The sequence below is a fragment of the Tsukamurella sp. TY48 genome, from assembly GCF_019656655.1.
Taxonomy (GTDB): Bacteria; Actinomycetota; Actinomycetes; order Mycobacteriales; family Mycobacteriaceae; genus Tsukamurella; species Tsukamurella strandjordii.
This window is the reverse complement of sequence record NZ_BPMV01000001.1, coordinates 884,527-911,183: the sequence shown is the minus strand read 5'-3', so window position 1 is coordinate 911,183 and position 26,657 is coordinate 884,527. Positions and strand designations below refer to the sequence as shown.

The 26,657-nt window shown below is 69.9% G+C and carries 28 protein-coding genes; 14 read left to right on the top strand and 14 right to left on the bottom strand.

Annotated features, from left to right (window positions below; genetic code table 11):
- Positions 1-6: 6 nt before the first annotated feature.
- The 6 genes from TTY48_RS04470 (at position 7) to TTY48_RS04445 (ending at position 4,953) form a co-directional block, all read left to right on the top strand.
- Positions 7-474: a ribonuclease domain-containing protein gene (locus TTY48_RS04470; RefSeq protein WP_220656359.1), complete on the top strand. Its 468-nt coding sequence runs from the start codon at positions 7-9 to the stop codon at positions 472-474.
- Complete coding sequence (locus TTY48_RS04465) at positions 471-902, top strand: barstar family protein (RefSeq protein ID WP_220656358.1); 432 nt, start codon at positions 471-473, stop codon at positions 900-902. The genes TTY48_RS04470 and TTY48_RS04465 overlap by 4 nt, the downstream gene beginning before the upstream one ends.
- Positions 899-1,708: an exodeoxyribonuclease III gene (locus TTY48_RS04460; RefSeq protein WP_220656357.1), complete on the top strand. Its 810-nt coding sequence runs from the start codon at positions 899-901 to the stop codon at positions 1,706-1,708. Before TTY48_RS04465 ends, TTY48_RS04460 begins: the two co-directional genes overlap by 4 nt.
- 207 nt (positions 1,709-1,915) lie before the next feature.
- Positions 1,916-2,941, top strand: coding sequence for a tryptophan--tRNA ligase (trpS, locus tag TTY48_RS04455; RefSeq protein WP_220656356.1), 1,026 nt, complete (start codon positions 1,916-1,918; stop codon positions 2,939-2,941).
- Between the two features lie 29 nt (positions 2,942-2,970).
- Positions 2,971-3,969 (top strand): inner membrane protein YhjD, encoded by a 999-nt coding sequence (yhjD, locus tag TTY48_RS04450; protein WP_220656355.1) that lies wholly within the window; start codon positions 2,971-2,973, stop codon positions 3,967-3,969.
- A gap of 180 nt (positions 3,970-4,149) precedes the next feature.
- Entirely contained in the window at positions 4,150-4,953 is an 804-nt protein-coding gene (locus tag TTY48_RS04445) for a DJ-1/PfpI family protein (protein WP_255585500.1), read from the top strand.
- A 4-nt stretch (positions 4,954-4,957) separates the two neighbouring features.
- Here the strand turns inward: TTY48_RS04445 and TTY48_RS04440 are convergent, their stop codons facing one another.
- Genes TTY48_RS04440 through TTY48_RS04425 form a run of 4 tightly spaced genes read right to left on the bottom strand, consistent with a single transcriptional unit; the run spans position 4,958 to position 9,571 of the window.
- Positions 4,958-6,442 carry an APC family permease gene (locus TTY48_RS04440; protein ID WP_220656354.1) on the bottom strand — a complete coding sequence of 495 codons (1,485 nt, stop codon included), beginning with the start codon at positions 6,440-6,442 and terminating at the stop codon, positions 4,958-4,960.
- 1 nt (position 6,443) lies between these two features.
- Positions 6,444-7,745, bottom strand: coding sequence for a D-alanyl-D-alanine carboxypeptidase family protein (locus TTY48_RS04435; RefSeq protein ID WP_220656353.1), 1,302 nt, complete (start codon positions 7,743-7,745; stop codon positions 6,444-6,446).
- A gap of 28 nt (positions 7,746-7,773) precedes the next feature.
- Positions 7,774-8,205: a MarR family winged helix-turn-helix transcriptional regulator gene (locus tag TTY48_RS04430; RefSeq protein WP_220656352.1), complete on the bottom strand. Its 432-nt coding sequence runs from the start codon at positions 8,203-8,205 to the stop codon at positions 7,774-7,776.
- Positions 8,195-9,571, bottom strand: a complete 1,377-nt coding sequence (locus TTY48_RS04425; RefSeq protein WP_374758678.1) for an MFS transporter — start codon at positions 9,569-9,571, stop codon at positions 8,195-8,197. Before TTY48_RS04425 ends, TTY48_RS04430 begins: the two co-directional genes overlap by 11 nt.
- Before the next feature lie 28 nt (positions 9,572-9,599).
- Here TTY48_RS04425 and TTY48_RS04420 point away from each other — a divergent pair, with 28 nt between their 5' ends.
- From TTY48_RS04420 to TTY48_RS04410, 3 genes are all read left to right on the top strand, one after another.
- Positions 9,600-10,487, top strand: a complete 888-nt coding sequence (locus TTY48_RS04420) for a sucrase ferredoxin (protein WP_220656350.1) — start codon at positions 9,600-9,602, stop codon at positions 10,485-10,487.
- Between the two features lie 159 nt (positions 10,488-10,646).
- Positions 10,647-11,228, top strand: coding sequence for a PadR family transcriptional regulator (locus tag TTY48_RS04415; protein WP_220656349.1), 582 nt, complete (start codon positions 10,647-10,649; stop codon positions 11,226-11,228).
- Positions 11,229-11,289: 61 nt separating this feature from the next.
- Positions 11,290-12,750 carry a DHA2 family efflux MFS transporter permease subunit gene (locus TTY48_RS04410; protein WP_255585716.1) on the top strand — a complete coding sequence of 487 codons (1,461 nt, stop codon included), beginning with the start codon at positions 11,290-11,292 and terminating at the stop codon, positions 12,748-12,750.
- 60 nt (positions 12,751-12,810) lie between these two features.
- Here TTY48_RS04410 and TTY48_RS04405 read toward each other — a convergent pair whose 3' ends face one another.
- The 9 genes from TTY48_RS04405 to sdhC all read right to left on the bottom strand — a co-directional run bounded on the left by TTY48_RS04405 (position 12,811) and on the right by sdhC (position 20,634).
- Positions 12,811-13,581 carry an ABC transporter permease gene (locus TTY48_RS04405; protein WP_220656347.1) on the bottom strand — a complete coding sequence of 257 codons (771 nt, stop codon included), beginning with the start codon at positions 13,579-13,581 and terminating at the stop codon, positions 12,811-12,813.
- Positions 13,578-14,375, bottom strand: a complete 798-nt coding sequence (locus tag TTY48_RS04400) for an ABC transporter ATP-binding protein (protein ID WP_220656346.1) — start codon at positions 14,373-14,375, stop codon at positions 13,578-13,580. The genes TTY48_RS04405 and TTY48_RS04400 overlap by 4 nt, the downstream gene beginning before the upstream one ends.
- Positions 14,376-14,404: 29 nt before the next feature.
- On the bottom strand, positions 14,405-15,250 hold the full coding sequence (locus tag TTY48_RS04395) for a DUF4097 family beta strand repeat-containing protein (RefSeq protein ID WP_220656345.1): 846 nt from the start codon (positions 15,248-15,250) through the stop codon (positions 14,405-14,407).
- 96 nt (positions 15,251-15,346) lie between these two features.
- Positions 15,347-15,871, bottom strand: coding sequence for a toxin-antitoxin system HicB family antitoxin (locus TTY48_RS04390; RefSeq protein WP_220656344.1), 525 nt, complete (start codon positions 15,869-15,871; stop codon positions 15,347-15,349).
- Between the two features lie 91 nt (positions 15,872-15,962).
- Positions 15,963-17,129, bottom strand: a complete 1,167-nt coding sequence (locus TTY48_RS04385) for an SGNH/GDSL hydrolase family protein (protein WP_255585499.1) — start codon at positions 17,127-17,129, stop codon at positions 15,963-15,965.
- Between the two features lie 75 nt (positions 17,130-17,204).
- Entirely contained in the window at positions 17,205-17,975 is a 771-nt protein-coding gene (locus TTY48_RS04380; protein ID WP_220656343.1) for a succinate dehydrogenase iron-sulfur subunit, read from the bottom strand.
- Positions 17,975-19,726, bottom strand: a complete 1,752-nt coding sequence (gene sdhA / locus TTY48_RS04375; protein ID WP_220656342.1) for a succinate dehydrogenase flavoprotein subunit — start codon at positions 19,724-19,726, stop codon at positions 17,975-17,977. Before sdhA ends, TTY48_RS04380 begins: the two co-directional genes overlap by 1 nt.
- A 24-nt stretch (positions 19,727-19,750) precedes the next feature.
- Positions 19,751-20,218: a succinate dehydrogenase hydrophobic membrane anchor subunit gene (locus TTY48_RS04370; RefSeq protein WP_220656341.1), complete on the bottom strand. Its 468-nt coding sequence runs from the start codon at positions 20,216-20,218 to the stop codon at positions 19,751-19,753.
- Positions 20,219-20,229: 11 nt separating this feature from the next.
- A complete protein-coding gene (gene sdhC / locus TTY48_RS04365) occupies positions 20,230-20,634 on the bottom strand; it encodes a succinate dehydrogenase, cytochrome b556 subunit (RefSeq protein ID WP_220656340.1) in 405 nt (134 codons plus the stop codon).
- A 242-nt stretch (positions 20,635-20,876) separates the two neighbouring features.
- Between sdhC and TTY48_RS04360 the strand changes: the two genes are divergently transcribed.
- A complete protein-coding gene (locus tag TTY48_RS04360; RefSeq protein ID WP_220656339.1) occupies positions 20,877-21,278 on the top strand; it encodes a cytidine deaminase in 402 nt (133 codons plus the stop codon).
- Complete coding sequence (locus TTY48_RS04355; RefSeq protein ID WP_220656338.1) at positions 21,275-22,585, top strand: thymidine phosphorylase; 1,311 nt, start codon at positions 21,275-21,277, stop codon at positions 22,583-22,585. Before TTY48_RS04360 ends, TTY48_RS04355 begins: the two co-directional genes overlap by 4 nt.
- Here TTY48_RS04355 and TTY48_RS04350 read toward each other — a convergent pair.
- On the bottom strand, positions 22,582-23,508 hold the full coding sequence (locus TTY48_RS04350; protein ID WP_220656337.1) for a D-2-hydroxyacid dehydrogenase family protein: 927 nt from the start codon (positions 23,506-23,508) through the stop codon (positions 22,582-22,584). The genes TTY48_RS04355 and TTY48_RS04350 overlap by 4 nt on opposite strands.
- A gap of 99 nt (positions 23,509-23,607) precedes the next feature.
- Here TTY48_RS04350 and TTY48_RS04345 point away from each other — a divergent pair, with 99 nt between their 5' ends.
- Genes TTY48_RS04345 through TTY48_RS04335 form a run of 3 tightly spaced genes read left to right on the top strand, consistent with a single transcriptional unit; the run spans position 23,608 to position 26,657 of the window.
- Positions 23,608-24,861, top strand: coding sequence for a sensor histidine kinase (locus TTY48_RS04345; RefSeq protein WP_220656336.1), 1,254 nt, complete (start codon positions 23,608-23,610; stop codon positions 24,859-24,861).
- 24 nt (positions 24,862-24,885) lie between these two features.
- Positions 24,886-25,512 carry a response regulator transcription factor gene (locus TTY48_RS04340; protein WP_220656335.1) on the top strand — a complete coding sequence of 209 codons (627 nt, stop codon included), beginning with the start codon at positions 24,886-24,888 and terminating at the stop codon, positions 25,510-25,512.
- A gap of 17 nt (positions 25,513-25,529) precedes the next feature.
- Positions 25,530-26,657 (top strand): adenosine deaminase, encoded by a 1,128-nt coding sequence (locus TTY48_RS04335; RefSeq protein ID WP_220656334.1) that lies wholly within the window; start codon positions 25,530-25,532, stop codon positions 26,655-26,657.

The window sequence follows — 26,657 nt, the reverse complement described above, 5'->3', positions numbered from 1 at the left end:
GGGCCCATGCGAAGGATCCTCGCGCTGTGCGCGATCACCCTGCTCGCGGTGTTCGGTCTCACGGCCTGCGGTAAGTCGAGCCAACCGGCGGCGGAATCCGCGGGCGCCACGTCGGCGGCCGCCAAGGCCCCGTCGGGCGCCTCGCGCTCGGTCACCGCCAAACCCGGTGCCCCGTCCCGCTCCGCGGCCAACACGGCCGTACCCCAACGGGTCTCCGACACGCTCGCCAAGATCGACGCCGGCACCTGGCCGCCGAAGGACGGCTCCGGAACGCAGGGCGGCCGCAACTTCGGCAACTTCGAGAAGCGGCTGCCGGCCACCGGTGCGGACGGCAAGAAGGTGCGCTACACCGAGTGGGACGTCAACATCAAGAAACCGAACCGCGGCCGGGATGCCGAACGCATCATCACCGGCTCGGACGGCAGCGCCTGGTACACCCTCGACCACTACGAGACCTTCACGAGGATCCGATGAGCACTCTTCCGCAGTTCCTGGCCTCCGGCTCCGGGGCGGCGCTCACCAGCGCCGATCTCGACAGCCTCAAGCAGCGCGAGCGGCCCCGCGTGCTCGTCGCCCGCGGCAGCCGCATGCGCGCCAAGGCGGCGCTACTCGACGAGTTGTCCGCCGTCCTGCAGTTCCCGCTCGACTTCGGTGCGAACTGGGACGCCCTCGCGGATTGTCTGGGAGACCTGGGCTGGCTGGGCGGCCCGGCCCTGGTGGTGGTCGCGATCGCCGAGGCCGAGCAGGTTCTCGCGGATGAGGCGGATTCGTTCGACGTCTTCGTCTCGGTGCTCGCCGACCGGGGCGTCCAGGTGCTGCTGAGCACCGGCCCCGATGCCGACGATGCTGCTGTCCGCGCAGCCTGGTCCGATGCCGGTCTCACCGTGGCGGCGCTCGCATGATCATCACGTCGATCAACGTCAACGGCATCCGCGCCGCGGTCAAGCAGCGGTCCGAGGAGAACCTCGGGATGCTGCCTTGGCTGCATGCGACGAAGGCCGACGTCGTCGCCCTGCAGGAGGTGCGTGCCACGCACAAGCAGACGCTGACCGCGCTCGCGCCCGCTCTCGACGAGGGGTGGCACGTCACCGCGGCGGAATCGTCGACCGCGGGCCGCAACGGCGTCGCGATCCTCTCGCGCCGCGAGCCCGATGCGGTGCGCATCGGCTTCGGCAGTGCCGAATTCGACGAGGCGGGCCGATACCTGGAGGCGGACTTCGGCACGCTCACCGTCGGCTCGCTCTACCTGCCCTCGGGCGATGTGGGCACCGAACGCCAGGACGAGAAGGACCGCTTCCGCAAGGAGTTCGGCGAGTACCTCACCAAGCTCGGACGCCGCCGGCGCGACGTGGTGGTGTGCGGTGACTGGAACATCGGCCACACCGAACTGGACATCAAGAACTGGAAGGGCAACGTCAAGAACTCGGGCTTCCTCCCCGAGGAGCGGGAGTGGATGAGCACCTACATCGGTGCCGGCCGTCCCTTCACCGACGTCGTTCGCGAGCTGCATCCCGATACGCCGGGCCCGTACGCCTGGTGGTCGTGGCGCGGCAAGGCCTTCGACAACGACTCCGGCTGGCGGATCGACCTGCAGATCGCGAACAACGCCCTCGCCGCCCGCGCGACAGCAGCGCGGGTGGAACGCGCGGACACCTACGCCCTGCGCTGGTCGGACCACGCGCCGGTCACCGTCGAGTACCGCGACTAGCGGCGACGAGCGGGCTGCCGCACGGGGAGGCGGATCGCGTGTCCCGCCGGCGGCAGCCACTCGGGTACGCGGCGGCGGCAACGGTGGCGAAATGCCGGCGACCGGGCCGGGCGGTGCCGCCCCTGCTCCCGTCGGTGCACCGGCCGACCCGATACCGACCGGATACTGAAGAGACGTGGCGAGCGGCGGTCGATAGACTCAACGATCGTGACTGAGACCGCCCCCACCCCCGCGAAGCGGCAGCGTGCGCTGTCGGGAATCCAGCCGACGTCGGACTCGTTCCACCTCGGCAACTACCTCGGCGCGGTACGGCAGTGGGTGGCCCTGCAGGACGAGTTCGAGACCTTCTACTTCATCCCGAACATGCACGGCATCACCACGCCGCACGATCCGAAGGCGCTGCGCGAGCGCACCGTCTTCGCCGTGGCGCAGCTGCTCGCGCTCGGGGTGGACCCCGAGCGGTCCACCATCTTCGTCCAGTCGCAGATCCCGGAGCACGCGGAGCTCACCTGGGTCCTCAGCTGCATCACCGGTTTCGGCGAGGCCAGCCGGATGACGCAGTTCAAGGACAAGTCGGCCAAGAACGGCACCGACAGCTCGTCGGTGGGACTGTTCACCTACCCGATCCTCATGGCCGCCGACATCCTGCTCTACCGCCCGCAGGTGGTGCCGGTCGGCGAGGACCAGCGCCAGCACCTCGAGCTGACCCGGAACCTGGCTCAGCGCTTCAACACCCGGTTCAAGAAGACCTTCGTGGTGCCCGAGCCGTACATCGTCTCCGGCACCGCCAAGATCTACGACCTGCAGAACCCGACCGCGAAGATGAGCAAGTCCGCGGAATCGGATGCGGGCCTGATCAGCCTGCTCGACGATCCCAAGGTGATCGCCAAGCGGGTCAAGTCCGCCGTCACCGACACCGAGCGCGAGATCCGGTTCGACCGGGAGAACAAGCCCGGCGTCTCCAACCTGCTCACCATCGAATCCGCCTTCACCGGCGCCACCATGGAGCAGCTCGAGACCAAGTACGAGGGGAAGGGCTACGGCGAGCTCAAGACCGATGTCGCCGATATCCTCGTCGACTTCACCACGCCGCTGCGCGGGCGGGTGGACGAGTACCTCGAGGACCGCACGGAGCTCGGCCGGATCATCGCCCAGGGCCGCGAACACGCGCGGGAGATCGCATCCCGCACCCTCGCGGATGTCTACGACAGGGTAGGGTTCCTGGCGCCCTAAGCGGTTGCAAAGCAGGAGGTCGTCCGGGGATGCTCGACAAGTATCGGCAGCGCTGGCCATGGTTCGATCACCTCATGGCCGCCGCCGAGCGGTACCAGGACAAGAAGGGCGACTACTTCGGCGCGGGTATCACCTACTTCAGCGTCTTCGCGCTGTTCCCGCTGGCCATGGTCGCCTTCTCGGTCGGTGGTTACGTCCTGATCAACGACGCGGACCTGCTCGCCGAGCTCAAGCTCACGATCAATTCGGCGATCAGCGACGAGAGCCTGCGCAAATCGGTCAACGACCTCATCGATCAGGCGATCGGCTCGCGCGGCACCGTCGGCATCGTGGGCCTCGCGGGTGGACTCTGGGCCGGTCTCGGGTGGATGTCGAACGTCCGCGCCGCGCTGACCGCGATGTGGGACAGCGAGGTCCCCGAGCAGAACTTCGTCAAGACCAAGCTGCAGGACCTCGGAGCCCTCATCGGCCTGTTCGTGGTGATCGTGGCCTGCATCGCCCTCATGGCGGTCGGCAACAGTCCGCTCACCTCGAAGATCCTCGACGCGCTCGGCCTCGGTGACGTTCCGGGCCTGCAGGGGCTGGTCACCACCGCCACGATCATCGTCACCATCCTGGCCGGCTGGGCCCTGTGGACCTTCGTGATCGCCAAGCTTCCGCGGGTGCAGTTCCCGTGGCGCAACGCCCTGCGCGCCGGGCTCCTGACGTCGATCGTCTTCTACGCCTTCATGCAGGTGGCCGCCCTTCTCATCGGCAACACCATGAAGGGGCCCGCCGGGGCGACCTTCGGGCCGATCCTCGGCATCATGCTGTTCATCTACTTCACGGCGCGGATCGTGCTGTTCGCGACGGCGTGGGCGGCGACCGACCCGCGCAATCAGCAGTACGTGATCCCCGCGGTACCCGACCCGGTGGTGATCTCGCCGGTGATCCGGCAGGAGTCCGATCCCGGCCGCAGCGTGGCGGCGGGTGCGGCGGGCCTGGTCGCGGGGATCGGCCTCGGCGCGCTGGTGCGCCGCCGCCGCTGATCCGCCGCCGTTGAGTCGTGGTTGTTGACCCGTGGTTGTTGACCCGTGGCAGTTGGCCGGTGGCCGAGGTCACCGCGGGCGTGAAGGATTCATGAAAATCCGTTGCGGGGAGCGGGTTACGGGTTCCGCGCCGCCGCTGACCGGACTACGGTCCAGATAGTGACCGGAAGAAGGGACCAGATGACAGTGAGTAGACGAGCCGTGATCGCCGGCGCAGGGGTATCTGCCGCCGCGGCGGCAGCGGCGGTGGCCGGTGGTGCGTCCGCGGCGCCGAATGACCAGGGCCAGACGGGCATCGAGGAGCACGGCAGTGCGCCGGCGCCGTTCGAGGCGGGCCGCGCCGTGGTGGTGTCCATCCTGCTGTACGACGGCATGACGGCCCTCGACGCGGTGGGACCCTACGAGCTCCTCAATTACGTTCCGGGCGTCACGATGCAGTTCGTCAGTGAAGACGGTGCGCCGGTGCGGATGGACTCGGGTCTGCTGCGGCTGCCGGCCACGCACTCCTTCGCCACGGCGAAGCCCGCCGATGTGCTGCTGGTGCCCGGCGGACCGTCGGCCGATGACACGGGGCGGCGGACAGTGCTGCGGGACTGGGTGTCCCGCACCAGCGGCCGGGCGACCTGGACGGTCTCGGTGTGCACCGGCGCGCTGATCCTGGCGCACGCGGGCCTGCTGGCGGGACGTCCCGCCACCACCCACTGGATCGCGATGGACCTCCTCGGATCACTGGGGGCGAAGCCCCGGCCCGAGGCCCGGATCGTGCGATCGGACCAGTTCGTCAGCGCCGCCGGGGTATCCTCCGGGCTCGACTGCACGCTGTGGCTGATCTCGCGGATCCGAGACCGCGCGACGGCCGAGGCGGCGCAGCTGAGCATCGAGTACGACCCGCAGCCGCCCTTCCGCAGCGGCCACTACAGCACTGCCTCCGAGACCACCCGCAAGACTGCGCGCACACTGCTCAAGGGTGCCCTCAAGCGCTGATTCCTCAGCGCTCCGCAGCGTCCCGCGGGAGGGTCACGCCGCGGAAGAAGGCAGGCCGGTGGACGGCGCACGCGATCATCAGCGGGATCCCCAGCACCAGCATGCCCACGCCCAGTACGAAGACGCCGCCGATCCCGCCGATGGTGGTGGCACCGTAGTCGGGCGCGATCATGTCCACGGCGCTCTGTCCGAAGGCCCACACCATAGTGAGCCCACCCAGGAGCGGGAACAGCAACCGCAGCACGAAGTTCCGGGCCGACCGCAACAGTGTGCGGCGGAAGTACCAGACGCACGCGAAGGCCGTGATCGCGTAGTAGAAGGCGACCGCCAGGCCCAGCGACTTGATCGAGTCCTCGAGCGCATTGCGGCTGACCACGGACAGCGTCAGGTAGAACAGCAGGGCGGAGGCGCCCATCACGACCGTGCCGAAGGACGGTGTCAGGTACTTCGGATCGACCCGCGCGAATCGGTCGGGCACCGCCTTGTACACCGCCATCGCGAGCGTGCCGCGGGCCGTGGGCAACACCGTCGACTGCGTCGAGGACAGTGCCGAGATCGCGACGGTCAGCAGCAGTAGTCCGGCGAGCACGGCGCCACCCACGGGTGCGCCGAGCACGGTGAGTACGTCGTCGCGGTTCTCGGGATTGTTCAGGCCGATCCCGGTGGTGCCGAAGCCGGCGTAGGCCTGCACGGCCACGGCGACGAGCACGTAGGTGCCGAGGAGGACGACGGTCGAGAGCACCGCCGCCCGTCCGGGTGTGGTGGCCGAGCCCTTCGTCTCCTCGCCCACTGCGAGGCAGGCGTCCCAGCCCCAGTACAGGAAGATGCACAGGATCACCGCCGCGGCGATCTGCGAGGCGCTGAGTCCGGCCGGATTGAGCCAGGACCAGCTGGGGCGCACCGCCTGTGCTCCGGCCCGGCCGGAGTACACGAGTACCAGGGCCGCCACCGCGGCGAACACCAGGACGGCGAACTGGATGGCCATCAGCACGTTCTGCAGGCGTTCGGAGACCACGATGCCGCGGTAGCTCACCCAGGTCATCGCCACGATCAGGGCGCACCCCAACCCGGTCACCAGCCAGCGCGAATCCGCCAGCTCGGGCATGCCGAGGAAGCGGAACAGGTACACGCCCGAGATCTCGGCGACGTTGGCCAGCACGATGATCGCCGAGACCGCGAGGCCCCAGCCGCCCATCCAGCCCACCCACGGGCCGAAGGCCTTGCTGCCCCAGGTGAAGGTGGTGCCGCAGTCGGGCACCGCGTCGGCCAGCTCCCGGTAGGCCACCGCCACCATGAGCATCGGGATGAACGCCAGGGCGAACATGGCGGGCGATTTGTCGTGCACCGTGGCCACGACGTAACCGAGGGTGGCGGCCAGGCTGTAGGCGGGCGCCGTGGACGACAGGCCGATCGCCATGTTGCCCAGCAGACCCAGGGAGTCCGAGCGCAGTCCCTTGTCGGGCACGGGTTCCAGGATCGAGGAGGTCATCTCAGCGCCCCCGGCTGGTGCGCATCGCGGCGCCGACGAGCGCACCGATCACCACCAGACCGCCGAGGCCGATCGCGATCCGGGTACCCGTGCCCATACCGCCGGAAGCCTCGGATGCGGTGGTCTCCGGCACCGCGGGCCGCTCGCGGGTGGCGCCGGCGGCGGGGGAGACCAGCGTGCCCACCGAACTGCCGCGCAGCCCGACGCCGTAGTCGAGGAGGCGCCGGAACTGATCCCAGTAGGTGTTGCCCGTGTACGCCAGGCCGAACAACTGCACCACCACGTACCGGCGGCCGTCCCGATCGACGGCGCCCACGTAGGTCTTCTTCGCATCGTCGGTGAAGCCGTTCTTCCCCGCCACCGCACCGGGGACATCGGTGAGCATCCGGTTCTCGTTGACGATCGGATACGGCGCGACGGAGGTCGGTGCCGGGGGCGGCGTTGCGCCGGGCGGCAGCGGTGTGGGCGGCGCGGTGGTGGGCACCGGCGGATGGCCGGGGAAGGTGATCTGGCGGGTGGAGGCGATCTCGGTGAACCGCTTGTCGCGCAGTGCGTTCTGCAGGATCAGCGCCATATCGTAGGGGCTGGTGGTCTGGCCCGGTCCGTCCAGGCCGGACGGTGTGGCGGCGCGGGTGTCGCGCGCCCCCAAGGACTTCGCCAGGTCGTTCATCTTCGTGACCGCGGCGTCGACCCCGCCCAGCTGGCGGGCGAGAGCGTGCGCGGTGTCGTTGCCCGAGATGAGCATCAGCCCCTCGATGAGCTGCCGTACCGTGTACCGGCCTCCGGGGGCGACGCCCGCCGAATCACCCTCCTGCGCGGCGTCTTCGGCGGTCCCGTCGACCACGGTGTCGAGATCGAGGTCACGCAGCGCCACTTGGGCGAGAAGGAGCTTGATGGTGCTGGCCGGCCGGTACCGCCCGTGCGGATCCTTGGCGGCCAGCACGGTGCCGTCGGTGAGGTCGGCCACCAACCAGCCGGCCGAGTCGATGCCCTGCGGTGCGGGCGGCGCACCGTCGGGCGCGACGACGCCGCAGCCCGACAGGCGTTCGCCACCCACCGGCGGCTTCGGGACCGGCAGCGGTTTCGGGGCGGGCTTCCCAGGGGCGGGCACCTCGGAGGCGTCGACGGCGGGCGGCGCCACCTGCTTGTGCGGACAGGAGTCCGTGTTCAGCGTGGTGACCGCGGGGACGGTGGTAACGCCGGGCGTGGGCGGAGGAGGTGGGACGGCGGCAGCGAGGCCGGGGGCGGCGAGGCCCCCGACCAGGCAGGCGGCGAGCGCACACCGGAGAAGTCGAGCTGTCATCGGCTCGAATCGTATCCGGCGGGCTCCGTCATTCCTGCAAGCGGCGAAGCATGTCGGCGAGGGCGCCCAACTCCGTGGGCGTGAACTCGCGCAACGGCGCGGGAGCGGGATCGGGCGTATCGGCGACGAGGGCCACGACGGCGCGGCCCGCATCGGTGAGCGTCACCAGCTTCGCGCGGCGGTCCGCGGGATCGGTGTCCCGCACCACGAGGCCGCGCTCCTCCAGGTCGTTGACGGTGACGGTGGTCGCCGGCGGGTCCATCGTGGCGGCGTGCGCGAGCTGCTTGAGCGTCATGGGCCCGGATCTGGCGAGCCGCGTGAGCGCGCGGATCCGGCTGAACGGCAATCCGGTCCGCTCCACGACGGCCCGGCGCCAGCCGTCGCGGCCGTCGAAGGCCACGCGGACCAGGGAGCCCCAGACCTCGTCGGGATCGGGCCGGGTGACGGGTTCAGCGGGCATCGGCGCCCTCGCGATCCTCCAGCAGGGGCGCGATGCGCTCGATCGAGCGTGCGGCGGCCGGACCGGTGGAGACCACGCCGAGTGCGAGCACGCAGCTCGTGGTGCCGGCCACGATCCACCAGAGCTGAGCGCCGGCGGACAGGCCCGCCAGGGCCACGCCGATGCTGACGCCCACCTGGCGGCTGGTGGAGGCGAGCGCCGCCGCGGCGCCGGCCCGGTCCAGCGGCATGCCGTTCACGGCCGAGTTGGTGATCGGTGCGTTCACCAGGCCGAAGCCGGTCCCGAAGATCGCGAAGATCACCGCGATCAGGGGCAGCGGGGTGTCCGGATGGATCGCGGTGAGGAGCACGGCGCCCGTGGTCATCAGCAGCCCGGCACCGAGCAGCGAGGGTCGCGCGCCGTAGCTCGCCACCAGCCGGCCCGAGATCGGCGAGCAGATGAGCACGGCGAGCGCCATCGGCAGGAACATCAGGCCCGCGTGGACGGCCGAGAGGTGCCGCGTCTCCTGCAGGTACATCGACATGGTGAACAGGAAGGCGCCGAAGGCGGCGAAGGCGCACACCGCGGTGAGTGTGGCCGCCGAGAACGGGATGCTGCGGAAGAAGCGCAGGTCCAGGAACGGGGACGGGTGCCGGCGCTCGTGCAGGACGAAGGCGGCGAGCGCGGCCGCGGTGCCGAGGAACACCAGGGGTTGCTCCTCGATCAGGCCGAAGACCAGGGTGAACACCACCGCCACGGCGAGCACGAGGCCCCACGGATCGACGGGCCGGATCCGGGCCGCCTTCGACTCGGGGACCACGAGGAAGGTGAGGACCACCGCGAGCGCACAGATCGGCAGGTTGATCCAGAACACCGAGCGCCATCCCAGCGATTCGATGAGGATGCCGCCGACGAGTGGGCCCAGCGCAGTGGAGATGCCCACGACGGCGCCCCACACGCCGATCGCCCGCGCGCGCTCGGCCCGGCCGGTGAAGGTGGCGGTGATGATCGACATGGCCACCGGATTGAGCATGGAGCCGCCGACGGCCTGGGTGAACCGGGCGGCGATGAGGACCCCGACGGTGGGCGCGACGCTGCACAGCAGGGAGCCGACCGCGAAGGCGATCAGGCCGATCCGGAACACGCGGCGCCGCCCGAAACGATCGGCGGCGGCGCCCGCCAGTACCAGCAGGCCGGCGAGGGTGAGGGTGTAGACGTCCACCACCCACTGCAACTGCTGGACCGAGGCCGCCATATCGGTGCGGATCGACGGGAGCGCGACGTTGACGATCGTGGCGTCCATCGAGACGATCAGCAGGCTGAGGCTGCACGTGAGCAGGACCAGCTGCTTGCGCCGGGCCCTCGGCTCCGAGATCGTTGTAGACACACAATGATTGTAAACATACAATTGATTCATGCACCAGACTCCTCGCTGCTCGGACTTCGTCGACGAACCGCTGCCCGGTACGGCGACGCAGGAACCGGGCTGGCTGTGCATCGAGAACAATGCGGGCTGGGGGCGGGACCCGTTCTCGGGCGAGACCTTCGCGCCGGAGATCGGTGCCGCCATCGAGCGATTCGCGGAGGAGCGCGGCCTGCGCGTCCTGCTGATCCGCCGTCCCGGCCGCGCCGACGGGCCCCGCGGCCCGCGCCGGGTGTTCGTGGCCCGGAGCGAGGCGGGACGGACCTCCTTGCGCGCCTTCGTGATCGACGACGACGCGCAGATCCCCGCGCTGGCAGTGGACGATCCCGCCGCCGGCGCGCCGGCGGAGCCGATCGCATTGGTGTGCACGAACGGCAAGCGGGACGTGTGCTGCGCGGTGCGCGGCCGCCCCCTGGCGGCCGAACTCGCCGCGCACTATCCCGATCCCGTGGTGTGGGAGTGCTCGCACACCGGCGGTCACCGCTTCGCCCCGGTGCTGATCGTGCTGCCCACCGGCTACACCTACGGGCGGTTGTCCGCCGGCGAGGCGCAGGAGGTCTTCGATGCCGCGCGCGCCGGCACCGTCTCGACGGTGGGGCTGCGCGGCCGCTCCTCGACCCCGTCCGTCGGTCAGGTCGCCGAGGTCGCGGTGCGGGAGTCGATCCCGCCGTGCGATCCGGACGCGCTCCGGGTCACCGTCGAGACCGGGCCCGTGCCGAAGCACGGTGCGGCGAGCGGTATCGCGACGGTGCACCACACCGACGGACGCGCGTGGCGGGTCGCCGTGGCGGCCACCGAACTCGAGCCGCGGACGGCGTCCTGCGGGAAGTCGCCGTCGCCCGCCCGGGCCTGGCGGGTCACCGACATCGCGCAGATCTAGGCGTTCCCGCGCGGAGCGGTCAAGAACCGCGATCAGCACACACCTCGACCATCCCGCGAGGGTGGTTTCGGCCGGTATGGGCGGTAATTCCACTCCAAATATTCCACTTGGAGTAATCGTGGCGTAGCGTTGCCGGCGGTCGCGGATGGGAGGTGGAAGATGGCGCGGAATCGGCCCCTGACGCCCCTGGCAGTGGCGGCTCTGGCCCTGCTCACCGAGCGGGATATGCATCCCTACGAGATGTTCACCACGATGGTGCAGCGGCACGAGGACCTGGTGGTCAAGCTCCGGGCCGGATCGCTGTACCACACCGTGAACCGCCTCGCGGACGACGGACTGGTGTCCGCCCAGGGCGTCGATCGCGAGGGCAACCGTCCCGAGCGCACCACCTACACGATCTCGCCCGAGGGCCGGGACCGCTTGCAGGCCACCGTGGTCGACCTACTGGCCCGGCCGGCCGAGGAGTACCCGCAGTTCCCGCTCGCCCTCGCCGAGGCGCACCGCCTGGACCGCGACCTCGTGGTGGACCTGCTCGGCGCGCGCCTGCATCAGACCGAGAGCCGGGCCGCCGCACTGCGGTCCGGCCACGCCCGCGCCACGACCCATGTGGCGCAGGCGCACCTGCTCGACATCGACTACCTCGCCGCGATGGCGGAGGCCGAGGCGGCCTGGCTGCGCGGCCTGCTCGACCGGCTGAACAACGGAACCCTGGAATGGAAGGTCTCCTGTGACGACGACTGACGACCGCCCCGCCGGCGGCGGACTCCCCGCGAACTACCGTCCGTGGCCCGCGCTGTGGGCCATGGTCATCGGCTTCTTCATGATCCTGGTGGACTCCACCATCGTCTCGGTGGCCACCGACTCGATCATGGTGGGGCTCGGAACCGATCTCAACAGCGTGGTCTGGGTGACCAGCGCCTACCTCCTGGCCTACGTGGTGCCGCTGCTGCTGGCCGGACGGCTCGGCGACATGTACGGGCCCAAGAACCTCTACCTGATCGGCCTGGTGATCTTCACCGCCGCCTCGGCGTGGTGCGGCCTGTCCGGCACCGCCGGAATGCTGATCGCGGCCCGCGTGGTGCAGGGCTTCGGCGCCGCCCTGATGACGCCGCAGACGATGGCCGTGATCACCCGCACCTTCCCGGCGGACAAGCGCGGCAGCGCGATGGCGCTGTGGGGCTCGGTGGCGGGCGTCGCGATCCTCGTCGGGCCGCTGGCCGGCGGCGTCCTGGTGGACCGCCTCGGCTGGGAGTGGGTGTTCTTCGTCAACGTGCCCGTGGGCGTGATCGCCTTCGTACTGGCGATGCGGCTCGTGCCCTCGCTGCCCACGCACAAGCACCGGCTCGACATCCCCGGCATCGTGCTGAGCGCCGCGGGCCTGTTCCTGCTCACCTTCGGCCTCCAGGAGGGACAGAAGTACGACTGGGGCACCATCTGGCACCTCGGCCCGGTGCCGATCGGCGTGTGGACCCTGATCATCTCGGGTGTGGTGCTGTTGGTGGTGTTCGTGTGGTGGCAGACCAAGGCGCCCGAGCCGCTGATGTCGCTCACGCTGTTCAAGGACCGCAACTTCTCGCTCGCCAACGTCGCGATCGCCACCATGGGATTCTCGGTGACGGGCATGTCGATCCCGCTCATGCTGTTCGCGCAGAAGTCGATGGGACTCACTCCCACCCGCTCGGCGCTGCTGCTGATCCCGCTCGCCGTGATCTCCGGCGGCCTGGCGCCCTTGTCCGGCAAGCTGATCGACCAGGTGCACCCCCGCTACCTCGCGGGCTTCGGCTTCGCCTCGAACTCGATCGCCCTGTTCTGGCTCGGTGCGGTGGCCTCGCCGACCACGCCGGTGGTGGGGATTCTGGCGCCCATCGCCCTCATGGGCGTGGGCAATGCCTTCATCTGGGGGCCGCTCGCCACCACCGCGAACCGCAACCTGCCGCTGCCGCTCGCCGGTGCCGGATCGGGTGTGTACAACATGACCCGCCAGGTGGGTGCCGTGCTGGGCAGCGCCGCCGTGGGCGTGCTCATGCAGAACCAGTTGCAGGCCAAGCTGACCCCGGCGTTCCCGCCGGGTCAGGCGCCGTCACAGGACGCGCTGAGCACCTCGGTGGGACCGCTGCCGGACTTCCTCAAGGGGCCGTTCGCGGATGCGATGGGCAACAGCATCTACCTGCCCGCCACGGCGCTGATCTTCGGTTTCATCGCCGTGATGTGCTTCGCGACGCCCGTGCACCTGCGCAAGGATCAGGACGCCGTCAGCAGCTAGCCGAGGAACGCAGACCGCTGCGCCGCGTGCGGAGGGCACGCGGCGTAGCGGATCACGGGATCAGCTGATCTTGCGGCGGTACACGATCATCGCCACGGCGTAGGCCACCACCAGGATGCCGGTGCACCAGGCGAGGGCCGAGACCAGATCGGATGCCACCACGGGCCGCTCGGCGAGCAGCGCGGAGATGGTGTTGACGATCGAGGTGACGGGCTGGTTCTCGGCGAAGGCGCGCACCGGGCCCGGCATGGTGTCGGTGGGCACGAACGCGGAACTGATGAAGGGCAGGAAGATCAGCGGATAGGAGAAGCCGCTGGCACCGTCGACCGTCTTGGCCGAGAGCCCCGCGATCACCGCGATCCACGTGAGCGCCAACGTGAACAGCGCCAGGATGCCGAAGACGCCCAGCCAGGCGAGGGGGCCGGCCGAGGACCGGAAGCCCATCAGCAGCGCCACGCCGATGATGATCAGTACGGTGATCGCGTTCGAGACCATCGACGTGAGAACGTGCGCCCACAGCACCGACGAGCGCGCGATCGGCATCGACTGGAAGCGCTCGAAGATGCCGCCGTGCATATCGTTGAACATCCGCAGCGCGGTGTACGCGATACCCGACGCGATCGCCATGAGCAGGATGCCCGGCAACAGGTAGTTGACGTAGTTCTCCGACCCCGTGCTGGTCTTGATCGCGCCGCCGAAGACGTACACGAACAACAGCATCATGGCGATCGGCGTGAGCGCGGTGGTGATGATGGTGTCGGCGCTGCGGGTGATGTGTTTGAGCGAACGCCCCAGCAGGGCATTGGTATCGGAGACGGCGTGCGTGGTCATGATCGGCCTCGGTTCTCGGGACGGGCTTCGGTGGGGGTGCCGGTGAGCGCGAGGAAGATCTCCTCGAGCGTGGGCTGCTTCTCGACGTACTCGACCTTCGCGGGCGGCAGCAGCTGCTTGAGTTCGGCGAGTGTGCCGTTGGCGATGATGCGGCCGTCGCGCAGGATGGCGATGCGGTCGGCGAGCTGCTCCGCCTCCTCCAGGTACTGGGTGGTGAGCAGCACCGTGGTGCCGCGCGCCGCGAGATCCTTGACCACCTCCCAGACGTCGATGCGTGCTTCGGGGTCGAGGCCGGTGGTGGGCTCGTCGAGGAAGATCACCGCGGGGTCGCCGATCAGGCTCATGGCGATGTCCAGCCGGCGGCGCATGCCCCCGGAGTAGGTGCCCACCTTGCGGCCGCCGGCATCGGTGAGCCGGAACCGGTCGAGCAGGTCGTCGGCCACCGCCTCCGGGTCGGCCTCGTGGCGCAGCCGGGCGATGAGGATCAGGTTCTCCCGGCCCGTGAGGACCTCGTCGACCGCGGCGAACTGCCCGGTGAGGCTGATGGATTCGCGGACCTGCTGCGGATCCTCGCGGACGTCGTAGCCGTGCACGATCGCCGTGCCCGCATCCGGGCGCAGCAGCGTGGACAGGATCCGGACCAGGGTGGTCTTGCCGGCGCCGTTGGAGCCGAGCAGGGCGAAGATGCTCCCGGTGGAGACGTCGAACTCGACGCCCCGCAACACCTGTAGATCCTTGTAGGCCTTCTCGATCCCGCGCACCGCGATCGCGGTGTCGGTGGTGGTGATGGTCATGGGGTGTCTCCTTCTTCGGGGCGGCGCGCTCAGCGGGCGCGTCGGATGGCGATGTCGCCGTACTTGGTCCGGGCCATGACGGACACGGAGTTCTCGAGGTCGGACGGGGACTCGTCACCGTCGAGCTCGTTGCGGACGCGCCCCTCCTTGGAACTGAGGTCGAGCCAGGCGGGGGTGCCCGCGCTCACGCCGACGGTGACCTGGCCGTAGCCGCTCTCCACCTCGACCGAACCGGAGACCACCTCCTGCAGCGTGATCGAGCCGTAGGCGGTCTTCGCCGTCACCGATCCGAGGGACCGGGTGATGTCGAGGTCGCCGTACGAGAGGTTCGCCTCGACGGCGCCGCCCGTCTCCTCCGCGCGGACGCTGCCGTGCGAGGCCTTGAGCCGGGCGTCGCCGGCGATCCGCCCGACTCGGATCTGGCCGTGGTCGGCGGTCACCTCGGCGGAGCCGTCGACATCGCCGATCGTGGCGTTGCCGTGGCCGGCCCGCACCCACAGGGCGCCGGTGTCACCGAGCTCGACGAGACCTCCGGGGTTCTTGATCCGGGTGGCGCCGAGGCGGCCCGTGCTGCGGGTCCCGCCGTACGCGACCTCGGCCGTGAGCCGGGAGCCGGCGGGGAGCTCGACCCGCACATCGACGGACTCGGACGGGCCGAACAGGCTGAACTTGGGCTTGGGGGCCACCACGGTGACCCGTGCGCCGTCGAACTCGACGCGGGTGCTCTCGGCCGCGCGCCGGTCGGCCTCCTTGGAGGGGGAGGTCGGGGTGACCGTGACGACGGTGTCGGCGCGGTCACCGGCGACGACCTCGAGGTCGCCGACCTGCAGGTTGACGGCGAGGTCGATGGGGGAGGGGGTATCGAAGGTGGGCATGAGTTTCCTTTCGGGAGACCGTTTTCGGGTGTGGTCGGCCCGCCCCGCGGGGTTCGCGGGGCTGAGCAGGTGATCGAAGGGGGCGGGGGAGGCGGGTTACCTCGCCCAGCCGGCGAAGTCGTCGCTGGTGCGCAGGGGGCGTGGTGAGGACCGTCGCTGCTTGGGGGCGACGGCCGCGGCGACCGCGCGGACCAGCCAGGTGTTCACCGACAGCCCGTCGGCCGCGGCGGCCTCGTCGACGCGGGCCTTGAGCGCGTCCGGGAGGCGCAGCGTGGTTCGGGTGGACCCGGTGTCGTCCAACGGGATTCCGGGCGCCGCGGCGACCGCCTCGGTCGCACCGCCGTCGACATCGCCCTGCGGCTGCGTGACGACGAAGTCCACCTCGCGGCCGCGGAGCCGAAGGTCGACCGAGCCGGGCGCCAGGTCGCGGGTGATGGACGCGGTCGCTGCGGACAGCGCGTCGAGCAGGACGAGCCGCGTGGCGGCGTCCAGGCTCGCGGCGAGCCGCTCGGCGGCCTCGCGCGGATCGTCGACACCGTTGTCGGCGGCGTCGGACAGTTCGCGCTCGGCCGGGCCGGCCAGCTGTCGCTGGAGTTCGTTGACGAAGGGCGTGAGGTCCATGACATTAGAGTGACACCACTGTGGTGTCATGTCAAGGGATTGGTGTCAGAAATGGAAGAAATGCCAGCTCACACGTGATGCATGGATGGTGTCACTGAGCGAAAACGCCGCCCGCTCCGAAGACCGTCGCGCCGAACCGGGTACCGATCAGCCGGTGTGTGGCACCGTCGGGATGCAGTGCATCGGGCAGCGGCAGGCGATCGTGGTCCTGTGTGCCGTACAGGGCTCGGCCGTCGAGCAGGTGCAGGTTCGCATCGTCGGCCGCGCGGTTCGCCACGATCCGCGCGAGCTCGTCCCGGATCACCGTGAGCGTGAGCCGTCCGAATCGCACCTGCTCCGGATCGCCCGTCGCCTCGAACCGCAGGCCGTCGCCCGTGGGGACGGGCATCACGGGCCCGGGGGTGTGCTCCTGGATCGGGCACAGGATGGGGGAGACGAGCAGTAGGGGGGTGGTGGGGTGACCGTCGCGGATCGTGTCCAGGAAGCCGTCCACGGCCGCGGTGAAGGCGCGCAGGCGCATCACGTCGCCGTTGGTGATGTTGATGCCGATCTTGAGACTGATCAGATCGGCCGGGGTGTCCCGGATCGCGCGGGCGACGAACGGATCGAGCAGCGCGCTACCGCTGAATCCGAGGTTGATCAGGTCGACACCCGCTGCGGCCGCCGCGATCGCCGGCCAGCTCCCCGTGGGGTGAGTGGCGTTGGAGCCGTGGCTGATCGAGCTGCCGTGATGCAGCCAGACCCGGGGGCGATCACCGTCCGGCGCGATCGGTGCGTCCGAGCGCAGCGCGACCAACACGGTGGCCTCGTTGTGCGGCAACCAGATCTCCACGCGCTTGTCACCCGCCGGAAGGTCGGTGAATCGTGCTGTGCCGGAAGGACCCTCGGTGTGCTCGGTCTCCTGCGTCGCCATATCGACCACGGTGTCCACATCGCCGCCGGGAACCGTCGCCTGCGCCACCGGGTGACCGTCGACGACGAGGTCGTAGACACCGTCGGGTCGCGGCGGGAAACCGGCGTACACGCGCTTGGTGGGGATCGTCTCGAGCTCGACGACGGTGGCCGCCGTGCGGAAAACCAGCCGCACGCCCGCGGGTTGCGCCTCCGCGGAGGCGAGCCGCTCGTCGGGGATCCGGCGGCGCGCGGCGGGCGGAAGCCGATGCGGCAGAAGACCCCGTGCCGTGTGCTCCAGGTCGAGGTGGCCGCGCAGCAGGCCGCCGTCGATCGGGGTGGTGATCAGTGCGTCATCGGCGGTCACGGCGATCCTCTCGGCGGATACGAGAACGCCCCGGACCTCGTGCGAGATCCGGGGCGCCTCGGGCTGCAGTAATGGCTAGCGGCTGAACAGGAGGGCGCGCTTGACCTCCTGGATGGCCTTCGTCACCTGGATGCCACGGGGGCACGCGTCGGTGCAGTTGAAGGTGGTGCGGCAGCGCCACACGCCGTCGACGTCGTTGAGGATGTCGAGACGCTCGGCGGCGCCCTCGTCGCGGCTGTCGAAGATGAACCGGTGAGCGTTCACGATGGCCGCGGGGCCGAAGTACGAGCCGTCCATCCAGTACACGGGGCAGCTGGTGGTGCAGCACGCGCACAGGATGCACTTGGTGGTGTCGTCGAAGCGCTCGCGATCGGTGGGCGACTGGATGCGCTCGCGGGTGGGCTCATTACCCGAGGTGATCAGGTAGGGCTTCACGGCGCGGAAGGCGTCGAAGAAGGGCTCCATATCGACCACGAGGTCCTTCTCCACGGGCAGGCCGCGGATCGGCTCGACGGTGACGGTGATCTCCTTGCCCTCCTGCAGGAAGTCCTTCATCAGCATCTTGCAGGCGAGCCGGTTCACGCCGTTGATGCGCATGGCGTCCGAGCCGCACACACCGTGGGCGCAGGACCGGCGGAAGGTGAGGGTGCCGTCCAGGTAGCCCTTGATGTACAGGAGCAGGTTCAGGAAGCGGTCCGAGGGGAGCGCGGGGACCTTGTAGCTCTGCCAGCCGGCCGCGTCGGGATCCTCCGGGTTGAACCGGTAGACCTTGATCGTGACCATGGTCGACCCGGGCGGGACCGGCGGATTGACGGTCGATGACGGGAATTCAGCGGTGGCGGTCATCAGTACTTACGCTCCATCGGCTCGTAGCGGGTCTGCACGACGGGCTTGGTGTCGAGACGGATCCCGGACTCCAGGCCCTCGCCCTCCTTGTACGCCATGGTGTGCACCATGAAGTTCTCGTCATCGCGGTTCGGGTAGTCCTCGCGGGCGTGGCCGCCGCGGGTCTCCTTGCGGTTGATGGCGCCGACCACGGTGACCTCGGCCAGCTCCAGCAGGAAGCCCAGCTCGATGGCCTCGAGCAGGTCGCTGTTGAAGCGCTTGCCCTTGTCGGTGACCGTGACGTGCTCGTACCGGGCCTTGAGGGCGCGCACGTCCTCGAGGGCCTGGGTGAGGGTCTTCTCGGTGCGGAAGACGGCGGCGTTGTTGTCCATCGTCTGCTGCAGCTCGGTGCGGATGGCCATCACGTTCTCGTTGCCGTGATCGCTGAGCATGTTCGCGACCCAGTTCTCGACCATCTCGGCCGGGTTCTCCGGGAGCGGGACGAAGTCGTGGGTGTTGGCGTACTCGGCGGCGGCGATGCCGGAGCGGCGGCCGAAGACGTTGATGTCGAGCAGCGAGTTGGTGCCCAGGCGGTTGGCGCCGTGCACGGAGACGCAGGCGCACTCGCCGGCGGCGTACAGGCCGGGGACCACGTGCTCGTTGTCGCGCAGCACCTCACCGTGGATGTTGGTGGGAATGCCGCCCATCACGTAGTGGCAGGTGGGGTACACGGGCACCAGCTCGGTGACCGGGTCGACACCGAGGTAGGTGCGCGAGAACTCCATGATGTCCGGCAGCTTGGCCATCAGGGTCTCCTCCGGGATGTGCGTGACATCCAGGAGCACGTAGTCCTTGTTCGGTCCGGCGCCGCGGCCCTCGAGCACCTCGAGCACCATCGACCGCGCGACGATGTCGCGGGGCGCGAGGTCCTTGATGGTGGGGGCGTAGCGCTCCATGAACCGCTCACCGTCGACGTTGCGGAGGATGCCGCCCTCGCCGCGGACGCCCTCGGTGATGAGGATGCCCAGGCCCGCGAGGCCCGTCGGATGGAACTGGTGGAACTCCATGTCCTCCAGGGGCAGGCCCTTGCGGAAGACGATGCCCATGCCGTCACCGGTGAGGGTGTGGGCGTTGGAGGTGGTCTTGTACATGCGGCCCGAGCCGCCGGTGGCGAAGATGATCGCCTTGGCGTGGAAGACGTGCAGCTCGCCGGTGGCCAGCTCGTAGGCCACGGCGCCGGTGGCGACGGGACCGTCCTCGGTCTCGGTGAGCGCGATGTCGAGCACGTAGAACTCGTTGAAGAACTCCACGTCGTGCTTGACGCAGTTCTGGTACAGCGTCTGCAGGATCATGTGGCCGGTGCGGTCCGCGGCGTAACAGGCGCGGCGCACGGGCGCCTTGCCGTGATCGCGGGTGTGACCGCCGAAGCGGCGCTGGTCGATCTTGCCCTCGGGGGTGCGGTTGAAGGGCAGGCCCATCTTCTCCAGATCGAGCACCGCGTCGATGGCCTCCTTGGCCATGATCTCCGCGGCGTCCTGGTCGACGATGTAGTCGCCGCCCTTGACCGTGTCGAAGGTGTGCCACTCCCAGTTGTCCTCCTCGACGTTCGCCAGGGAGGCGCACATGCCGCCCTGGGCGGCACCGGTGTGGGAGCGAGTGGGGTAGAGCTTGGTGAGCACCGCAGTGCGGGCGCGAGGGCCGGCCTCGATGGCCGCGCGCATACCGGCGCCGCCGGCGCCGATGATCACCACGTCGTAACGATGTTCCTGCATGATGCGGGTGAGTCCTTCCTGGCGCTACTGCGCGGTGGGCACGGAGGCCGGTTCGAACGTGAGCAGCGCGTACGAGCCGAGGCCGACCACGAGGATCATCGACAGGACGAGCAGTGCCTTGAGCCAGAACCGAGTGCGGTCCTTGCGGGCGTAGTCATCGATGATCACGCGCAGGCCGTTGCCGCCGTGCAGCTGCGCGAGCCACAGCATGGTGATGTCCCAGATCTGCCAGAACGGGCTGGCCCAGCGCTGGGCGACGAAGGCGGCGTTGATGCGGTGCACGCCCTCGCTGTCGAGCGCCAGCATGATGAAGACGTGGCCGAACACCAGCACCAGCAGCGCGATGCCCGAGAAGCGCATGAACAGCCACGCGTACTTCTCGAAGTTGCCGCCGGTGGGACGGTGCGGGGAGCGGGGGTTGTCGAGCGAAGCCGGGCGGTCGTACTGCTTGAGCAGCGTCTTCGCGAGCTTGGGCTCGTTCGCGGTGGTCATGTATCGGCCCCCTAGTTCGTGAACATGATGTAGAGGAGACGGGCCGCCATGCCGGCGCCGGTGATCAGGAAGACCACCCACACCGCGATCGACATGGCCTTCTGGTACTGCACGCCCTTGCTCCAGAAGTCCACCAGGATCACGCGGACGCCGTTGAGGGCGTGGAACAGGATGGCCATGACGAGGCCGATCTCGAGCAGACCGATGAGCGGCGTCTTGTACGTCTTGATGACGGCGTCGTAGGCCTCGGGATCGATGCGGATGACCGCCGTGTCGAGGACGTGGACGAACAGGAAGAAGAAGATGGTGACGCCGCTGATGCGGTGCAGCACCCAGTTCAACATTCCCGGGTCGCCCTTGTAGAGGGAGACGCGGCGCGGCTCCTTCGCCGCCACCACCTCAGTAGTACTGCTCATCGAGCCCTGCCTTCGACATCATCGTTGATGGACGCGGCGGGAATCGGCACCTCGGGCAGCTCGTCAGCCCGGACGGCGCCTCAATCCCGACGTGTACCTGAACCCACGCCTTGACCTTAAACCCACGGGAATGTGGAATCGAAACCACGGTCCCGATCCGTTGGGGCCGAATAGAATTAGTTAGGTTTGCCTGACATAAATTGATTCATCGTCAACAGTGTTTCGGAAGGGTGTGGTCCACGGTGCCGGAGATCGACTGGGAGACGTTGCGGCGCACCGCCGTCGAAGCCATGGGACGGGCCTACGCACCCTATTCCCGCTATCCCGTGGGGGCCGCGGCTATCACCACCGACGGCCGGCTGGTGTCGGGTTGCAATGTGGAGAATGTCTCATACGGGCTCGGACTCTGCGCGGAGTGCGGACTCGTGAGTGCGCTTCACAATTCCGGCGGCGGCCGACTGCTCGCCTTCAGCTGTACCAACGCCAACGGCGACATCCTCATGCCGTGCGGCCGGTGCCGGCAACTTCTCTACGAACACGGCGGGGGAGAGCTCCTCGTCGATCACCGCTCCGGCCCCGTGCCGCTGAGCCGCCTGCTGCCCGATGCCTTCGGGCCCGACGATCTGGAAGAGGTCAACCGATGAGTTCCGATTCGACCGAGGTGTTCGACGCGGTATCCGTGATCGCCGCGAAGCGCGACGGGAAGGCCCTCACGGACGGCCAGATCGACTGGATCATCGATCGGTTCACCACCGGCGAGGTGGCGGACTACCAGATGTCGGCGCTCGCGATGGCGATCTTCCTCAACGGCATGGACCGCCGCGAGATCGCGCGCTGGACCGCGGCCATGATCGCCAGCGGTGAGCGCATGGACTTCTCCGGCCTGCGCCGCGACGGCGCGCCGCTGGCCACCACCGACAAGCACTCCACCGGCGGCGTGGGCGACAAGATCACCCTCCCGCTCACCCCGCTCGTCGCCTCCTACGGCGTCGCCGTTCCCCAGCTCTCCGGCCGCGGGCTCGGCCACACCGGCGGCACCCTCGACAAGCTGGAGGCCATCCCCGGCTGGCGCGCCGACCTCACCAACGAGCAGATGTTCGACCAGTTGGAGAAGGTGGGCGGCGTGATCTGCGCGGCCGGCTCCGGACTCGCGCCCGCCGATAAGAAGCTCTACGCACTGCGCGATGTGACCTCCACCGTGGAAGCCATCCCGCTGATCGCCAGCTCGATCATGAGCAAGAAGATCGCCGAGGGCACCGCGTCGCTGGTGCTCGATGTGAAGGTGGGCAAGGGCGCCTTCATGAAGACCCACGAGCAGGCGCGCGAGCTCGCCGAGACCATGGTCGCGCTCGGCCACGACTCCGGCGTGGACACCGTCGCGCTGCTCACCGACATGTCCACCCCGCTCGGCCGCAGCGCCGGCAACGGCCTCGAGGTGGCCGAGTCGCTCGAGGTGCTGGCCGGGGGCGGACCGTCGGACGTGGTGGAGCTGACGCTGGCGCTCGCGAAGGAGATGCTCGCCCTCGCGGGCGTCGACGCCGACCCCGCCGAGCACCTCGCCAACGGGAAGGCCATGGACAGCTGGCGGGCGATGATCGCCGCGCAGGGCGGTGATCCCGATGCGCCGCTGCCCGTCGCGAAGCACACCCGCACCGTGGCCGCGCCGGCCTCCGGCGTGCTCACCGAGCTCGACGCGATGGGCGTCGGCATCGCGGCCTGGCGGCTCGGCGCCGGCCGGGAGCGGCAGGGCGAGCCCGTGCAGGCCGGGGCCGGCGTCACCTGGCATGCGAGCGTCGGCGACACCGTCACCGAGGGCGAGCCCCTGTTCACCCTGCACACCGACACCCCGGAGAAGTTCGACGGTGCGGTCGCCGCGCTCGACGGGGCCGCCGTCATCGGCGGGACCGCGAGCCCGCGGGGTTCGCTCGTGCTCGACCGGGTGACCGTCTAGGGATTCATGACGCGGACGGGCGTGCCCGCCAGGAAGGCGCGCACGTCCTCCGCGGCATCGCCGTAGAAGACCCGGTACTGCTGCTCGGTGACGTAGCCGATGTGCCCGGTGAGCACCGAATTCGGCAGCTCGCGCAGCGGATCGCCGGCGGGCAGGGGCTCGGCGTCGAAGACGTCCAGTGCGAGCCGGATGTCGCCGCGGCGGGCCGCTGCCGCCGCGGCGGCCGTGTCGAGCACGCCCGCCCGGGAGGTGTTGACCAGCAGCGCTCCCGGCCGCATCCGCGCGATGTCCTCGGCACCGACGATGCCGCGCGATCGCTCGGAGAGCACGTAGTGGATCGAGAGCACGTCGGCGCGCGCGAACAGCTCCTCCTTGCTCACCGCGGTCGCACCGGCCTCCGCGGCGCGCGCCGGGTCCAAGTTCGACGACCAGGCCAGCACCTCCATGCCGAAGGCCGCGCCCACCCGGGCCACACGCCGCCCGAGGTTGCCCAGCCCGACCAGGCCGAGCACCGCACCGTCGAGCTCGGTGCCGACGGTGCTCTGCCACCGTCCGGCCCGGATGTTGCCGTCCTCCTCCGGTACGTGCCGCAGCGCGGCGAGGATCAGCGCCCAGGTGTGCTCGGCCGCGGCGGCGGGACGGTACCTGGTGTGGCACACGGTGATCCCCGCCTCGGAGGCCGCTGCGAGATCGATCGCGGCGTTGCGCCGCCCGGTGGAGACCAGGAGCCTCAGATCGGGCAGCGCGCGCAGCACCTCCGCCGGGAACCGGGTGCGCTCGCGCATCGCCACCACCGCGCCGAACCCGGCGAGCTGTGCCGGAACATCGGTGAGCGGTTCGGTGAAGACGGTGACGTCGAGCCCGGAGAAATCGCCGTACTGCAGGGCCACGCCCTGGAAGTCGTCGAGGATCGCGATGCGCATGTCCGTCACGCTAGCCGCCCGAGGGTAGTGCTGGCACCACCCCGGATCGGGGCCCGCGCTCCCGTGTGCGGGGCTCGACGCCGCCCTAACGTCTCGGGCATGATCGAAACCGCCATGACCCCCACCGGCCCGTACCCGCCCGAAACACCCCGGCGTTCCGCGCTGTTCGCGCCGCTGCGGACCCCGAGTGAACTGCTGGGCTCGTCGGCCTCGTGGCGCGGGCTGGCGTACCTGATCTGCTCGCTGGCCATCGGCTGGGTGCTCTTCCTCCTGTACGTGGTGATCGTGCTGCTGCCGCTCGCACCGGTGTGGTCGTACTACACCGCGAAGCTGGAGCGATGGCGCGTGACACTGATGCAGGCGGCGCCGATCGCCGACCCGCACCCGCCGCTCGACGGTTCGGTCACCGCGCGCGCCGGGCACCGGCTCGGCGAGGCCGCGACCTGGCGCGAGGTGGTCTACGGGCTCATCCTGGCCGCCTTCGGACCGCTGATCTCGCTCGGCGTGATGGTCTACGGCGCCCTCGTCGGCGGACTGATCCTGGCGCCCTGGCTCGCGGAGACCGAGCAGTACAACGTCTTCGGCTGGACCATCGACAACCAGCTCAGCGCCCTCGCCCTGTGCGCGGTGGGGATCGCGCTCGGCGCCGTCGGTGTGTACGTCGCCTACGCGGTATCGGCCGTGAACGTGGCCCTCGCGCAGGCACTGTTGAGCCCGCGCGAGGAGGAGCTGCGGCGGCTCGTCGCGCGGCTGCAGGCCTCACGGGGCGTACTGGTGAACTCCTTCGAGGGGGAGCGGCGCCGCATCGAGCGCGACCTGCACGACGGCCCCCAGCAGGACCTCGTGAGCCTGTCGATGCAGCTGGGGATGCTGCAGCAGTCCGTGGAGGACGAGGCCGTGCGCGGCGAGGTGGCCCAGGCCCAGGCCCGCCTGGAACGCGCGATGGCCGGCCTGCGCGACACCGTCCGGGGCGTGCACCCGCAGGTGCTCGACGATGCCGGGGTCGAGGCCGCCTGCGCCGAACTGGGTGGCCCGCTGCGCGTGGAGGTCATCGCCGGTGAGGGCTGGCCGCACGGCCGGCGCCTGCCCACCGAGGTCGAGCGCGCCATGTACTACACGGCCAGTGAGGCCGTCACGAACGCGATCAAGCACGGCGGTGCGACCGCGGTGCGCATCGTTTTCACCGGCGAACCGCCCGCGATGACGGTGACCGACGACGGCTCCGGCGGCGCGGATGTGGCCGCGGGCACCGGGCTCGCCGGCCTGGTGGAGCGAGCCGAGTCGATGGGTGCCACCCTCACCGTCCTGAGCCCCGTGGGCGGCCCCACCACGCTGCACTGGTCCCTGCCCTGATCCGCTGCCGCTAGCCTGCAGGGCATGCGCATCGTGGTGGCCGAGGATTCCGTGCTGCTGGCCGAGGGGCTGCAACGCATCATCGAGCGGGCCGGTCACGAGGTGATCGGCCTGCTCGGCGACGCCGATGCGCTCCGGGCGGTGGACACCGGCACCGTCGACCTGGTGGTGACGGACGTGCGGATGCCGCCCGGCCACGGCGACGACGGCCTGCGCGCCGCACTGGAGCTGCGCTCCGCCCGCACCGAGCTTCCGGTGCTGGTGCTCTCGCAGTACGTGGCCGCCGCGTACGCCCGCCGCCTGCTGGACACCGGCGGCGCCGTGGGGTACCTGCTCAAGGAGCGAGTGGGCCGGGTCGGCGACTTCGTGCGCGCGCTGGACACCGTGGCCGCGGGTGGCGTGGTGGTCGATCCCGAGGTGGTGCAGAAGATGTTCACCACCACCGTGCTCGACCGCCTCACCCCGCGCGAGGGCGAGGTGCTCGGCCTGATGGCCGAGGGGCGCAGCAACGCCGAGATCGGCGCCGCCCTCGTGGTGTCCGATGCTGCGGTGGCCAAACACGTGGCGAACATCTTCGCCAAGCTCGACCTGCCCCCGGAGGAGGGGAACCGGCGGGTCCGGGCCATCCTCACCTACCTCGCGGAGCGCTAGCCGGGTAGCGTTGCGGCATGGCTAATCCGGTCGGACCCACCCCCATCGATCTGTCCTCCCTGCGCCGCGCGCCCAAGGTGCTGCTGCACGACCACCTGGACGGCGGGCTGCGGCCGCGCACCGTCCTGGAGCTGGCCGAGGAGACGGGCTACCAGAACCTCCCGGCGAGCACCGAACCCGAGCTGGCCACCTGGTTCCGTGAGGCGGCCGACTCCGGCTCGCTGGTGAAGTACCTCGAGACCTTCGAGCACACCGTCGGCGTGATGCAGACGCCGGAGGCGCTCGCCCGCGTGGCCCGCGAATGCGCGGAGGACCTCGCCGAGGACGGTGTGGTCTACGCCGAGGTGCGGTTCGCGCCCGAACAGCACACCGAGCGCGGCCTCTCCCTCGACGAGGTGATGGAGGCGGTGCTGTCCGGCTTCGCGCAGGGCGAGGCCGCCGCTCGCGAGGCCGGCCGGCCCATCGTGGTGCGCTGCCTGGTGACCGCGATGCGGCACGCCGCCCGGTCCCGGGAGATCGCCGAGCTCACCGTGCGCTGGCGAGACCGCGGCGCCGTGGGCTTCGACATCGCCGGTGCCGAGGCGGGCTTCCCGCCCAGCCGGCACCTCGACGCCTTCGAGTACATGCGGGATCACTCGGCGCCGTTCACCATTCACGCCGGTGAGGCCTTCGGTCTGCCGTCGATCCACGAGGCGTTGGCCTTCTGCGGCTGCGACCGGCTGGGACACGGCGTGCGGATCGTGGACGACATCACGCTCCCCGCGGGCGTCGGCCCCGATTCCAAGGACTTCTCCGGCGCCGAACTGGGCCTGGTGGCCGCGCGGGTGCGCGACGCCCGCATCCCGCTGGAGCTGTGCCCCAGCTCCAACGTGCAGACGGCGGCCGTCGCCTCGCTCGAACAGCATCCGTTCAACCTGCTGGCGCAGTTGCGATTCCGGGTGACCGTGAACACCGACAACCGGCTGATGAGCGACACCTCGATGAGCCGCGAGATGCTCAAGCTGGTGCAGACCTTCGGCTACGGCTGGTCGGACCTGCAGCGGTTCACCATCAACGCGATGAAGTCGGCCTTCCTGCCCTTCGACGAGCGGTTGGCCATCATCGACGATGTGATCAAGCCCGGCTACGCCGTGCTGATCGGCTAG